This is a genomic window from Acinetobacter sp. Root1280 (assembly GCF_001425285.1).
GTDB lineage: Bacteria > Pseudomonadota > Gammaproteobacteria > Pseudomonadales > Moraxellaceae > Acinetobacter > Acinetobacter guillouiae.
The window spans coordinates 477,550-491,150 of the sequence record NZ_LMED01000012.1; the positions used below are offsets into that span (position 1 = coordinate 477,550).

Consider the following 13,601-nt stretch of genomic DNA (forward strand, 5'->3'; position numbering starts at 1 on the left):
AAGCAATCCCAATAAAAATACATTTTACACAGTATATTTAACTAACAATTATCCACTTACATCTTAATACAATTAAAAATAAAGATGTTTAAATGCATACATCCGATCACGCCACATACGTTTTTGCTTCTTAAAACCATAAGAGTGATCACGATTTTCTTTCTCTTTACGAGATATTCCTTGTGTTGCAACTGTACCTAAAATATCACTATCTAAACCTGCTGGACGAACAAAAGCAGGCCAAACACCTAATCCTTTTCCGTTCTTACTCAACCAAGTTTGGAAAAAGATATCAACAGGCATGGCGATTGTTTTACCTTGTGCAATAAACGCTTCAGCACCTTTACGAGACCAGATTAAACCCAAACCACGAATAGGAAAATAATAAGCATGCCACAATGAATAGTCACCCAGCGGAGTAATATCTTTGGCTAACTTTTTCTTCTTTGCCGCTAAATTCACCAAATACCAATCTAGTGCTTGATGGCGATCTAAATAAGCTAAAACTTGATCCATAGATTGTTTGAAATCAGCTGTAATTTTCATATCATCTTCTAAGACAACAAGATAATCCGCATCACTTGCTAAAAATTTCTGAGCGCAGCCATAATGACTGAGATAACAACCCAGTTCTGAATTAAGTAAACGTCTTCCTAAAGTTTGCTGCGTTAACGCATCATCATAATCCTGAAAAGATGACAATTCTTTGCCGCGTCCATCATAAGCAGAAAAACGCTCAAACTCCCAGTTTACCGCTTGTAACTGTTCTGTTGCGCGAGCAAGCCGCTCATCACTACCATCTAAATTGATCAGATATGTTTTAACTTTCATGATTGGCTTCCTACGATAAAACTTTGGCTGAAATCACTGATTTAGGTAAATAATCATATAATTTATCGATCATTTTACGACGTACCTGTTCAGCATTCTCAGAATTCAGTTGATCTAAACTTTGGATACAACCATATTTAATATTGTCTTGATTCAATGCGTCTACAAACGCAGCTAAGCTTTCAGCATTTTTCAAATAAGCCAAAGCTAAATCAGGCTTTAAAACAGCTTCATTTTTTTGAATCTTTAAATGATTCATCAATGAAATCGGATTTAATTGTTCGACACTTCTAAATTTATACTTAATCTGTGTTTCTAATAGGTCTGGATGACACAATAAATATTCACTTAAAATTTTACGATCGACACAGTGTGGATAATGATGGATTTCAAAAAATTCTTTAAATCCTAAAATATCAGCACCCAGCATTTGTGCAATTACATGACCAGGTTGAATCGGTTTATTAAAATTACGATTTAAAAATTGACGGTATTTCAGCTTAGTCTTGTAACTAAAACAACTTTTCCAGTGTCCATAGGTGACAATTTTATCGCTTTCAAGAAAATCTTCAATTTGAGCAGGTGAATTAAAAAAGAAGTCATCATTTAAGTAGATAAAATAATCTGAAAGCCCGTTGATATTCCACAACATGCTTTCAATTGAACGGGTATTAAATGTGGGTAAAAATTGCGTATAACCAGCAAAAATCTCACGATGATCAACGACACGAATTTTATTTGCATCACAAAGACCTTGGGCTACAAATTGATTTAAAAATTCAGGCTGCTGATTATCTGTAACAATGAAAATATGACGGCAAAAAGGTACATACTTCAATATAGATGCAATGTTGTAATAGATCTCATCATTACTGGCAAAACGTGTATCGCTCACAGCATCTGAGGCATCACCACCTGTGAGATATTGCTGACGTTTACGTTTTAACTCAACATCATTGCCATCGACCCAAGCAATCACGATATCAAGGTTTTGCATCTATATTGTTCTCAAATGTTCTAATCATCTAAATAAAATTATTGCCAAGCATCTTTAATCCAGTCTGAAGGCAACACATAGCGATACCATTTACCCCCACCACCCGTCACGGCATCAGGTGGATTAATTTCTCCATGGAAAATAATGATTTTGGCATCTTGTGGCTTGACTGGTGGCTTAAAATAAGCCAATGGTAGCTTTTGCAAGCAATGATATTTATAACTCTTACACCAATCTTTTGGCCAGTAGCTGAGTTTCTGCTGCTGATCGACATACCAAGACAAATATTCTTGTTCATTTCGAAATTTATGACTAATTTCTTTAAAGTTTTCACGAAAATAAGGCAAGATGTCAGGAAAAGTACCCAACTTAAAACGATAAACTGAACTATTCCCAGTCACACGCCAAGGACGTTTCCAGTCGTGAATAATGAGGAATTCACCAGGATAACTAAAGAAGTCATCAATGTTGTCTACAATGACCACATCAAGATCTAAAAATAATAAATTACCTTTTAAACCATATAAATCAGGTTCAAAAGTCGATAACTTATTCCATCCACGTTCAGGACTTCCTTCAGGCAATGCTAACGGCGGAATTGGAAAGCATTGAACCTCTGGATTAATACCTTCTGTACGGTCAGTCAAACACACCATTTGGAAATCAATCGTGGTATGTCGTTTGACCATGTTATATAGGCGATTGACATAATCAGCACCATATTTGCTGCCCCACTTCATACACAAAACGATATTCTGTTCTGATTCAACTAAATTCGACTGTAAATTTGATTCATTGACCTGCATGCATCAATCTTCCACCTGAGCAATCGCCATATCATACCATTACCATCGCCAAGTTACTGTATTCGATTGCATATGCTGAACAATTTGTTTCATGAGAATATGCTATGATGCGTTAACAATTTACATTGATCATGATCATTTTAATTGTTCGATATTTTATTGAGCAATCTTTTTTGAATGAACGCTCTGTGAAATTGAATACAACTTTTGCAAGCACATTTTCTATATTAGGTTTTTATGAAAATAGCAGTCGCTGGAACAGGTTACGTTGGCTTATCCAATTCAATGATATTTGCACAACATCATGAAGTTGTTGCAGTAGATATTTTAGAATCTAAGGTTAACTTGCTCAACAATAAAATATCGCCCATTCAAGATGCGGATATTTCATTATTTTTAAAAGAAAAATCATTAAATTTTACAGCCACGACAAATTACCAAGCAGCTTATCGCAATGCGGATTTTGTGATTATTGCAACACCAACGGATTACGACACTAAAACCAATTATTTTAATACGCAAAGTGTCGAAAGCGTGGTTAAGCAAGTCTTAGAGGTCAACCCCAATGCAGTGATGGTGATTAAATCTACTGTCCCTGTCGGCTTCACCAAGAGCTTAAAAGAAAAATTCCACACTGAAAATATTATCTTTTCTCCAGAATTTTTACGTGAAGGAAAAGCATTGCATGACAATTTGTACCCTTCCCGTATTATTGTTGGAGAAAAATCTGACCGGGCAAAACTGTTTGCTGACTTATTGATCGAAGGGGCCATCAAAAAGGACAGCCCTGTTTTATTTACCGACGCAACTGAAGCTGAAGCAATTAAGTTATTTGCCAATACCTATCTCGCTATGCGCGTTGCCTATTTCAATGAACTGGATACCTATGCGCAAATTTTTGGTTTAGATACTCATCAAATTATTGATGGTGTTTGTCTAGATCAACGTATTGGTAATCACTATAACAATCCATCATTTGGTTATGGCGGCTATTGTCTACCGAAAGACACCAAACAACTTTTAGCCAACTATAATCACGTTCCAAGTAATTTGATTCAAGCCATTGTTGACTCAAACAGTACGCGTAAAGACTTTATCGCAGACTCGGTGATTGCACGTAATCCCAATAAAGTTGGTATTTATCGCCTAGTGATGAAAAGTGGTTCAGATAATTTTAGAGCGTCGGCAATCCAAGGTGTGATGAAACGCATCAAAGCCAAAGGAATTGAAGTGATTGTCTATGAACCGACTTTACAAGAAGATGAGTTCTTTAAGTCCAAAGTCGTCAATGATTTAGAACAATTTAAACAGCAAAGTGATGTGATTATTGCTAATCGGGTTTCTAATGACTTAAGTGATGTATTAGATAAAGTCTATACACGAGATATTTTCGGAGCAGATGAATGAAAGTCCTCGTCACAGGTGCAGCAGGTTTTATTGGCTTCAATGTTGCAAAAAAACTTTTAGAGCGTGGTGATGATGTTGTCGGCTTTGACAATATGAATGATTACTATGACCCCGCATTAAAACAAGCCCGATTAGCAGTTCTTAGGGATACAGCGGCACAAACCCAGCAAACGTTCACTTTTATTCATGCCAACCTTGCTGATAAAGCAATCGTTGATCAATGTTTTCAAGATCATCAATTTGATCGGGTGATTCATTTGGCTGCACAAGCTGGTGTCCGTTACTCATTAGAAAATCCATTGAGTTATGTCGAAAGTAATTTAATTGGCTTTACCAATATTATTGAAGCATGCCGTTATGCCAAAACGCCACATTTAACCTATGCCAGTACCAGTAGTGTTTATGGCGCGAATACCACCATGCCATTTAGTGAAAAACATGGTGTTAACCATCCTGTGCAGTTCTATGCGGCAACCAAACGTGCCAATGAACTCATGGCGCACAGTTATAGCCATCTCTTCAATTTACCGACAACTGGCTTACGCTTTTTTACTGTCTATGGTCCTTGGGGCCGTCCAGACATGGCTTTGTTTAAGTTCACCAAGAACATTATTGAAGACCAACCTATTCCTGTATTCAATCACGGCAACCATACACGTGACTTCACTTTTATTTCAGATATTGTGGAAGGTGTGATTCGTTCAAGTGATCAAATTGCGCAACCTGATCCAAACTGGGACAGCAAAAATCCTGATCCATCGACCAGTTATGCGCCTTTCCGTATTTTCAATATCGGCAATAACAATCCAGTAAAATTGATTGAATATATTCATGCTATTGAAAAAGCTTTAGGCAAAGAAGCAATTTTAGAATTACTTCCATTACAACCGGGCGATGTGCCAGATACTTTTGCGGATAGTAGTGCTTTAGAACAGATGGTCGGATACAAACCATCGGTACCTGTTGACGATGGTGTTAAGCAATTCGTAGATTGGTATCGAGATTTTTATCAGGTTTAATCAATAGTATTGTTCAGTTTAAAGCTTAATTTTAGCATTTGAATTTTTCTTTCAATTCTTTCAACACTCAAATTTAAGCACAAAAAAAGGATTCCACTAGGAATCCTTTTTAGCATTCAGCCACTTATTTTACATAAGTCAGCCAATGTGCATATTTTGGATCTTTACCTTGAACAGCATCAAAGAATGCTTTCTGAATCTTCTCAGTAATCGGACCACGAGCACCTGAACCAATTTCACGATCATCATATTCACGGATCGGCGTCACTTCAGCAGCAGTCCCAGTAAAGAATGCTTCATCACCAATATAGAATTCATCACGGGTAATACGACGTTCAACAACTTCAATACCCATATCTTTCGCAATGGTGATAATCGTTTGACGCGTAATCCCATCCAATGCACCGCCAGCAATATCTGGTGTATGTAATACACCATCTTTGACTAAGAATACATTTTCACCTGAACCTTGGCATACATACCCTTGAGGGTCCATAAGCATTGCTTCATCATAACCAGAATGTGCCACTTCTTGGTGTGCAAGAATAGACAAAGTATAGTTACCTGAAGCCTTGGCTTTACACATGGTCACGTTAGGGTGATGATGGGTAAATGATGAGGTTTTAACACGAATACCTTTCGCCATTGCTTCATCGCCAAGGTAAGCACCCCAGCTCCATGCAGCAACTGTCGCATGAATGGTATTATCAGTTGCAGCGATACCTAATTTTTCCGAACCAATGAAAATAATTGGGCGTAAATAGCATGACGCCAATTTATTTTCACGGACAACATCAATTTGAGCTTGTTCAAGAGTTGCTTGATCAAATGGAACTTTCATTTGATAAATTTTTGCAGAATTTAACAAACGTTTTGTATGGTCTTGGAGACGGAAAATCGCAGTACCGTTAGGTGTTTCATAAGCACGGACACCCTCAAAAACACCCATACTATAATGTAATGTATGAGTTAAGACGTGAATTTTAGCTTCACGCCAATCAACCATTTGTCCATCTTGCCAAATAAAACCATCACGATCAGCCAAATTCATGGCGCACACTCCAAATTTTTACACAATTATTCACTTTCCAAAGCGAAACTCGCTGTTGGATCAATTAATCTTTGCCATAACTTGCAAACGACCTCTCGGGTATCGTGCCAATCCGCAGCACTCACTTGCATATTATGATTTGCAAGTGCCAAACGGTGGCTCTCGGCGCGTTCACTGAGATAAGCTTGAATCAATGCGGATACATCGTCGCTGGATAAGCAACCTGCCTTTGCGGCATCTTCAAGGATTCGTACGTTGTCGGAATAATGGGCGAGATCAGGATTCGTCCCACTCCAGGCTAATACGACATACTGTGCCATAAATTCGATGTCAACGATACCACCTGCATCCTGTTTTAGATGAAAAATTCCATCTTTTTTCTGATCTTTTGAGGAACCCAAATGATCTTTCATCTTCTGGCGCATGTTCAAGACTTCTTTGCGAACCGTTTCTTCTTCTCTTGGCAATGTGAGAACCCTGCAACGCAATTCTTCAAATTTTGCTCTTAGGCTTTGCTCACCAGCAATTGAGCGTGCGCGAACAATTGCTTGATGTTCCCACAACCAGGCACTTTTGAGTTGGTACTGTTCAAATGCTTTTAAACTGGTGACCAATAAGCCTGCTTCACCAGATGGGCGCAAACGGGTATCAATTTCATAGACTCGACCATCTAAAGTTTGTGTGGTCATAAGAGACATAAATTTTTGCGCAACACGCATGGCAAATTCAAAGCCACTAATGGCCCTTTGACCATCAGTATCTGCTTGTTCATCCATATAATGAATAAAAACCAGATCGAGGTCTGAACCATAGCCCAGTTCAATGCCCCCTACTTTGCCATAACCAATCACAGCATAGGCCATGTGGTCTAATGAACAACGTAAACCTTCTGCATCGACAGGATAACCATGACGCTTGGCAACCGTCTGATAAGCCAAATTTAATGTTGCAATCACAGAAACTTCTGCAATATCCGTTAAAGCATCCGAAACTTTCATCAACGGGCTTTCTGCTAGTACATCGCTTGCGGCAACAGTAAGCACATTGGATTTTTTAAATAAGCGCAATACTCGCATTTGATCTTCAACTTGATCGATTTCAATGCGTAATAATTGCTGACGGAGCGAATCTTCCAAATAATCTCGTCGAGGCAGTTCAAAATCCATGGATAAAAACTCATCCAGCAGAACTGGATAATGTGTCAATTCCTCACAAATCCATGGACTGACTGTGGCCATTTTGACCAAACGTTGCAGCGCCCCTTTGCTTTCAATCAGCATCACCAAATATACAGTACGGCGCATTACAGATTCGACCAACGGCATCAATCGCATTAAAGCCACTTGCGGACTATTCGACTGTAAAACTGCTTCAACCAAATGCGGCCAAAATTCTTTTAAACGCTGTACAGCTTTAGCAGGCAGTTTCTTGATTGCATGACCATACCAAAACTCATGAATCAGATTTTGAGCATTACTGTCTAAGATTTCATTGAGCTGGCTTTCCAACTGACTAAAGCTTTCAATTGGAGAATCTAGCCCTTTTTCTTTAATCAAATGCTCAAATTGAAAAGTTACTTTGCTGCGCTTTTGGTTGAGAAAATCAATAAAAGCGTCCCAATCATCAAAACCCAAGGTATCAATTATTCGCTGACGAAGTTCAGGTTCTGTCGGTAAAGATTGTGTTTGCTGGTCATTCAAGGCTTGAATAGCATGCTCTACACGTCGTAAGAATAGATAAGCATCTTCAAGATCCACAACGGATTGATGATCGAGTAAGCCTGCCTCACCCAAATGTTTTAGGCTAACAAGGCATTGGCGGTCTTGTAATTCTAACTTTGCTCCGCCATAAATCAGCTGAAAAACCTGCACAATAAATTCAACTTCACGAATACCACCAGCGCCCAGCTTAATATCGTCTGCAATGTTACGCCGAGCCACCTCTCGTTCAATCATGGCTTTCATTTCACGCATGGCTTCAAAAGCGGTGTAATCTACATATTTACGAAAAACGAATGGGCGGGTCATGTCCAATAAACTTTCACCGTCTTGTCCACCCGTGATAATACGTGCCTTAATCCATGCATAACGTTCCCATTCACGCCCATGCTGACTTAAATATTTTTCTAAAGCCACATGACTTATTGCCAATGCCGAACCATCTCCCCAAGGACGTAAACGCATATCCACACGGAATACAAAACCATCTGCAGTAATATGATCTAATAAATAGATCAGCTTTTGCCCCCACAAGATGCAAAATTGCTGTACATCAATACACTTACGCCCATTGCTTTCTCCTTGCTCATCAAAGGCAAAAATCAGGTCAATATCACTAGATAAGTTCAGCTCTTGTGCCCCAAGCTTGCCCATCCCAATGACGATCAAATCTTGAAGCTTACCGTTATAACCCATCGGTTCGCCATGTTTTGCCAGCAAAGGAATTCGGGCAAAATCTTTTGCTGCAACGATACAGGCATCTGCAAAATCAGACAGCTCTCGTGTCAACTTCACCACATTGGTCAGTTGGTTGGCATCTTGCCAAATCCAGCGAAACATTAAGCGTGCACGAAGAATACGCAAGACTTTCATCCATGTATTTTCATCTTGAATATTGACTAAATGATCGTAAACGAGTTGTTGAATTTGTGCTGTACTGAGCGATTGTTGAAATTGATCAATTGCATAATCATGTTCTAAAGTGGCTTGATGTAGACTTAATACTTGTTCTGCATACTGACTTGCATGTAATGTTTTTTGCAATTGCTCAATGTTCATTGAAAAGCCTGTACTTATGTTTTATCAGCTTATTTATAGCAGTTTGCTTTACATTTAGGGAGGTTTTTGTACTTTTCTTAAAAAACAAAGCTCAAAAAACCACCACCTTCAATCAATATAAATTGTTCAAACATAAAATTATGAAATTTTTATTTTATCTTGCTTGATTTCAGGACAGACCAAAGTTTGATGGGTGTTTTTTGCAGCGGGTAAAGCAACAATAAAAGTCGTTCCCTCACCTGTTTTAGAGCTTACAGAGATTTTTCCATGATTGAGATCCACAAATCGTTTACATAGAACCAGCCCTAAACCTGTTCCTCGCTCCCCAATCGTACCTTTTATACTGGCTTTGATCTGTGGTTCAAACAGTTGCTCAATTTGCGACTGTGTCATTCCCAAACCAGTATCATGAATAATAATTTCTATATTTTTCCCTACTGGGTGCGCAACAATGGAAACTTTTCCAGAACCATCAGTACGGGTAAACTTCAAAGCATTTGAAACCAAATTTTGAATTACCGAGGTCACCATATTCATATCAGCAAAAACACTTAAATCCTCAGCAACATTTTCAATCAGTTGTATATTTTTATTTACTGCCAAAGGCTTAAGCACATCGTAAACGATCTTTGTGGTCTGTTTTAATTTAAAATTAATCGGGTGATAAACAAAGCGCCCACCTTCTGCCATCGCCCAATTGAGCAAATTTTCAAGTAAGGAATAAGTCGATTGCAAGGTATCATGCAGATAGTCTGCAATATCTTGTATACCGTCATCACTCAATGTTTCTCGTTCATTTGCTAAAACATCCGAAAAGCCAATTAACCCATGGAATGGCGCACGTAAATCATGTGCAATGACTTGGAAAAACTTGGTCTTACTAAAATTTAAAGCGCGTTCTTGTTCATATAACTCATAGTAATCTTGAGATTCAGATTTACGCGCTAAAATCGTCACCAAACCTGAGCTAAGTTCTTCTAATAAAGCCTGCTGTTTGCTTGTAAATCTTGTATCTTTATCATCATAAAAATAAACATGTGCAATAGAGTCATCATCTTCTAACTTAAAGTCATAGCATAATAAGCGTTGGTGTTTTATTCCAATTTCAGCCATATATTGCGAGAATTTTTCATAATTTTTATGGGTTTCTGAAACGATGAGCTGATTGCCAAAATACGGCGATAAACTCAGTTTATGCGGAACTGACGCGGCTTTGAAATCACTGTCTTCATTTGCAACCCAAATATAAGGCTCATTATGAAAAGTAAAAAAAGCATTTTCGACATTGAGAACGGCACGCGCTACACGCAAATAGCGTTCAATTTTATTATTTGAGGTATAGACCCCTAAAATCAGCGATAGTCGACAAGCACTGAGCTGTTCGGTCTGATGAGCTTCTAAGAATTCTAATTTCATGTTTACCTCATTTGCACTTTCAGTTAACACGTTAGCTATTTAAATCGCCCACTTTTAAATATCAATTGCTTCCAAACACATCAAAACTTAAGACAGATTGCAAAACACAGCTTTGGAAGAGCACTTACAAATGTTCACATAAAACAATATAACAGCAATACAATCAAATAAAAACAATGGGGTGAAAATTTCGATAAATTTCACATTTTTTTGAATATGAGCAATCAGTTAGAGCCTTATATATTTTTATGATTTGAATAGAAAAAACGAAGCATTTTATAAAAGCCAATGGTTTAAAACATGGTGATCAAATTAATAAATCAGATATCAACCTATTGGCGTCTATAGCCAAGCTTAAGGATGTAGAAGCCGCTGTAAAATACACAATAGTAAAATTCGGCATCAACCAGAGCAAGGATATACCTTAAATGAGTGAGAAAATACGTTATTTTTAATTCATTAAAAAGAGCATTTCAAATAAATAAACCACACCATACAAGATCATAAAAATCAGAGATAGCAGAGTTAAATTTAAAATGAATTTGAGTATTTTATACGTCTTGAAATGCTTTTCACGAAATTGTATTGAATACTGTCTAAATGGCGCAAAAAATTTAAAAATCGCACTATACAGCCCTCTTTTATCTTCAGGCGTGTTTGGAACAACGGTACCTTTGACAAGAATACGATAAGCACTGTTAAAAATTCGTCCAAATATGTTCATCGGACGATCAACATCACACATCAGAATTAAACGCGCTGAATTAGCTGTGTTATATGCAAAATGCGGATATGTTTCATCAAAGACAAAATCTTTACCATCAAACCAAGTACTGGTTTGCCCATCAATATTAATTTGGCAATTTTCAGAGTTAGGTGTCAGCAAACCGAGATGATACCTAAAACTACTACCAATAGGATCAGCGTGTAAGCTCAGTTCAGAACCTGCTGGTAACAGTGAAAACATGGCACCTCGAATAGCAGGGACTTGATTAAGTAATGCCAAAGTCTTGGGACATAATCTTTGCGCAGAAACATGCGTTGTTCCGTACCATTTTAAGTAAAATTTACTCCAACCACGTTTGTAAAAAGTGCGAAAACCAACATCATAATAACCGTCTGCTCCAGGTGTCTTGATCACTTCAAACACACCCGATGACTCTAATGCTATTGCCTCATCTCTAATAGTTGTCCAATTGGCTCTAAGTACTTCAATATTTTCTAAAAAGTCAGCATCTAATATTGGCTTTTTTGCAAAGCTGCGTGTCGTCATATACAGAACACAATTAAATGGTGCAAATATAGGCCAACTTTTTCTTAAATATTGTGAGAGTGACTCATAACGTGCTTTTCCTCGCCAACGGTATACATAAGTCATGGCTGCTATCGAATACACGATTAAACCAATGATGATCATAATACTTAGATTCATTATAATTTTACTCCGATTATGATTTCTGTATCCTCATGGTGTGTCCTTGATTTTCCTTAAATAAAACCAATCTTCTTTACTGGATAAGCCGCACTGAGATCATTTAGTTATTTTTCAAAATAGCGGGAAAAATAAAATATTTTCAAATTATTTAAAATACTTTTAACTATAACTAATTAATCTTCCTATAGGCAAGAAATATGTACACCTTTGGTTAAGTTTTAAATGATTGAAATTAAAAATTTTAACTATCATTCTTAAGTGATCAGGCGCTATTTATCGCATACTGATATTTGTTATAAAAATGCGTCATTAAAGAGGGATCGAAGGAACACTAGAAATTACGTAATTTTAATTAAACATCGAAACCATCATTTAAATACCAATCTATTAATTGATCCATAGTGATCAGAATCAGTTTTTTCTTTTTAAGCACTCGCGTTCTTATTTCATTTCTTAGTTTTTGATAGCACTAATTTCAGGCAATAAAAAAGCCCTCAAGTCTAAATATGCTTGAAGGCTTTCCATAATATATGGTCCCGAGGGTCGGACTCGAACCGACACGTCATCGCTGACAGTGGATTTTGAGTCCACCGCGTCTACCAATTTCACCACCTCGGGAGAGGTTGTGTGCGTATAATAGCGCGTTTCATTTTCTTGTCAACGACAAGTTTTCACATTTGTTTAATTTTAAGGCAGATCTGGTTTTTTTGGATTATAAAACATCAATTTCAGCCATTAATTTGAAAAACGACTATACTAGCGGCAGTTTTTAAATCCCAAATGTCAGTTTTTCTTCCTCATGATGCAACTCTCCGATTTTAATTTCGAACTTCCCGACGAACTCATTGCGCGCTACCCACTTGAAACACGTAGCGCTTCTCGCCTTTTACATCTCAATGCAGATGGTTCATACCAAGATCTTCACTTCACCGATGTTTTTGATTTATTCAATGAAGGTGATTTATTGGTACTCAATGATACCAAAGTGATGAAAGCACGTTTAAAAGGTAAACGCGCCTCTGGTGGTGCTATTGAAGTTTTGGTTGAACGTATTTTTGATCAGACCATTGCACATTGTCATATCAAAGCCAGCAATTCGCCTAAAGCAGGTGCAGAATTATTTATTGGCAAAGATGAAGTCAAAGTGACGGTAACAGGGCGTCATGAAAACTTATTTGTGGTGGAGTTTTCTCAGCCTATTTTGCAAGTTTTAGATTTATATGGGCAATTGCCTATTCCGCCTTACTTTAACCGTGAAGCAGAAGCCATTGACACAGAACGCTATCAAACCGTGTTTAACGATCCAACCAAATTAGCAAGCGTAGCAGCACCGACAGCAAGTTTGCACTTTGACCAAGCCCTATTAGAAAAATTAGAGCAAAAAGGCGTAAATAAAGCGTTTGTAACCTTGCATGTGGGTGCTGGAACATTTTTACCAGTACGCACAGATCAGATCGAAAATCACATCATGCACAGTGAATGGTGTGATGTACCTGAAGCAACAGCAAAATTGATTCAGGAAACCAAAGCACGTGGCAACAAAGTGATTGCCGTTGGAACGACAGCAACACGCGCCTTAGAAAGTGCAGCACAAGCGTCTGGGGGAAAAATTGCCGCGTGGACAGGTGATACACAAATCTTTATTTATCCGGGGTATCAATTCTGTGTGGTTGATCGCTTGATCACCAACTTTCATTTACCAGAATCTACCTTGTTAATGTTGGTATCTGCATTATCCAACCGTGACAATATTATGAACGCATATCAACATGCTGTTGCAAGCAAATATCGTTTCTTTAGTTATGGCGATGCAATGCTGATTGAAAACGCAAATGGCTAAGGTCTAACGAAGCGCAACCTAT

Annotated in this window: 10 protein-coding genes and 1 tRNA gene; 3 read left to right on the forward strand and 8 right to left on the reverse strand. The window is 37.8% G+C overall.

The features are described from left to right. Nucleotides 1-72: 72 nt before the first annotated feature. Genes ASC84_RS12080 through ASC84_RS12090 form a run of 3 tightly spaced genes read right to left on the reverse strand, consistent with a single transcriptional unit; the run spans nt 73 to nt 2,634 of the window. Nucleotides 73-831 carry a glycosyltransferase family 25 protein gene (locus ASC84_RS12080; protein WP_056514946.1) on the reverse strand — a complete coding sequence of 253 codons (759 nt, stop codon included), beginning with the start codon at nt 829-831 and terminating at the stop codon, nt 73-75. Between the two features lie 10 nt (nt 832-841). Next, on the reverse strand, nt 842-1,828 hold the full coding sequence (locus ASC84_RS12085) for a Stealth CR1 domain-containing protein (protein WP_056514949.1): 987 nt from the start codon (nt 1,826-1,828) through the stop codon (nt 842-844). A 38-nt stretch (nt 1,829-1,866) separates the two neighbouring features. After that, complete coding sequence (locus ASC84_RS12090) at nt 1,867-2,634, reverse strand: hypothetical protein (protein ID WP_004723130.1); 768 nt, start codon at nt 2,632-2,634, stop codon at nt 1,867-1,869. A gap of 237 nt (nt 2,635-2,871) precedes the next feature. Between ASC84_RS12090 and ASC84_RS12095 the strand changes: the two genes are divergently transcribed. Further along, nucleotides 2,872-4,041 (forward strand): nucleotide sugar dehydrogenase, encoded by a 1,170-nt coding sequence (locus tag ASC84_RS12095; RefSeq protein ID WP_056514951.1) that lies wholly within the window; start codon nt 2,872-2,874, stop codon nt 4,039-4,041. Beyond that, nucleotides 4,038-5,060 carry an NAD-dependent epimerase gene (locus ASC84_RS12100; RefSeq protein WP_056514956.1) on the forward strand — a complete coding sequence of 341 codons (1,023 nt, stop codon included), beginning with the start codon at nt 4,038-4,040 and terminating at the stop codon, nt 5,058-5,060. Before ASC84_RS12095 ends, ASC84_RS12100 begins: the two co-directional genes overlap by 4 nt. A gap of 124 nt (nt 5,061-5,184) precedes the next feature. Here the strand turns inward: ASC84_RS12100 and ASC84_RS12105 are convergent, their stop codons facing one another. The 5 genes from ASC84_RS12105 to ASC84_RS12125 all read right to left on the reverse strand — a co-directional run bounded on the left by ASC84_RS12105 (nt 5,185) and on the right by ASC84_RS12125 (nt 12,357). Further along, nucleotides 5,185-6,111 (reverse strand): branched-chain amino acid transaminase, encoded by a 927-nt coding sequence (locus ASC84_RS12105; RefSeq protein ID WP_004723137.1) that lies wholly within the window; start codon nt 6,109-6,111, stop codon nt 5,185-5,187. Nucleotides 6,112-6,137: 26 nt separating this feature from the next. Continuing rightward, on the reverse strand, nt 6,138-8,888 hold the full coding sequence (gene glnE / locus ASC84_RS12110) for a bifunctional [glutamate--ammonia ligase]-adenylyl-L-tyrosine phosphorylase/[glutamate--ammonia-ligase] adenylyltransferase (protein WP_056514959.1): 2,751 nt from the start codon (nt 8,886-8,888) through the stop codon (nt 6,138-6,140). Nucleotides 8,889-9,026: 138 nt separating this feature from the next. Beyond that, nucleotides 9,027-10,304 (reverse strand): sensor histidine kinase KdpD, encoded by a 1,278-nt coding sequence (locus ASC84_RS12115; RefSeq protein WP_056514963.1) that lies wholly within the window; start codon nt 10,302-10,304, stop codon nt 9,027-9,029. A gap of 451 nt (nt 10,305-10,755) precedes the next feature. Then, nucleotides 10,756-11,736, reverse strand: coding sequence for an aspartyl/asparaginyl beta-hydroxylase domain-containing protein (locus ASC84_RS12120; protein WP_056514965.1), 981 nt, complete (start codon nt 11,734-11,736; stop codon nt 10,756-10,758). 534 nt (nt 11,737-12,270) lie between these two features. Then, nucleotides 12,271-12,357, reverse strand: a tRNA-Leu gene (locus ASC84_RS12125). 184 nt (nt 12,358-12,541) lie between these two features. Here ASC84_RS12125 and queA point away from each other — a divergent pair. Then, nucleotides 12,542-13,579 (forward strand): tRNA preQ1(34) S-adenosylmethionine ribosyltransferase-isomerase QueA, encoded by a 1,038-nt coding sequence (gene queA, locus ASC84_RS12130; RefSeq protein ID WP_056514968.1) that lies wholly within the window; start codon nt 12,542-12,544, stop codon nt 13,577-13,579. The last annotated feature ends 22 nt before the right edge of the window (nt 13,580-13,601 follow it).

Coding starts and splice junctions, on each gene's coding strand:
- ASC84_RS12085 (WP_056514949.1), bottom strand. CDS start 1,828: ATGCAAAACCTTGATATCGTGATTGCTTGGGTCGATGGCAATGATGTT.
- ASC84_RS12100 (WP_056514956.1), top strand. CDS start 4,038: ATGAAAGTCCTCGTCACAGGTGCAGCAGGTTTTATTGGCTTCAATGTT.
- glnE (WP_056514959.1), bottom strand. CDS start 8,888: ATGAACATTGAGCAATTGCAAAAAACATTACATGCAAGTCAGTATGCA.
- ASC84_RS12115 (WP_056514963.1), bottom strand. CDS start 10,304: ATGAAATTAGAATTCTTAGAAGCTCATCAGACCGAACAGCTCAGTGCT.
- ASC84_RS12120 (WP_056514965.1), bottom strand. CDS start 11,736: ATGAATCTAAGTATTATGATCATCATTGGTTTAATCGTGTATTCGATA.
- ASC84_RS12080 (WP_056514946.1), bottom strand. CDS start 831: ATGAAAGTTAAAACATATCTGATCAATTTAGATGGTAGTGATGAGCGG.
- queA (WP_056514968.1), top strand. CDS start 12,542: ATGCAACTCTCCGATTTTAATTTCGAACTTCCCGACGAACTCATTGCG.
- ASC84_RS12105 (WP_004723137.1), bottom strand. CDS start 6,111: ATGAATTTGGCTGATCGTGATGGTTTTATTTGGCAAGATGGACAAATG.
- ASC84_RS12095 (WP_056514951.1), top strand. CDS start 2,872: ATGAAAATAGCAGTCGCTGGAACAGGTTACGTTGGCTTATCCAATTCA.
- ASC84_RS12090 (WP_004723130.1), bottom strand. CDS start 2,634: ATGCAGGTCAATGAATCAAATTTACAGTCGAATTTAGTTGAATCAGAA.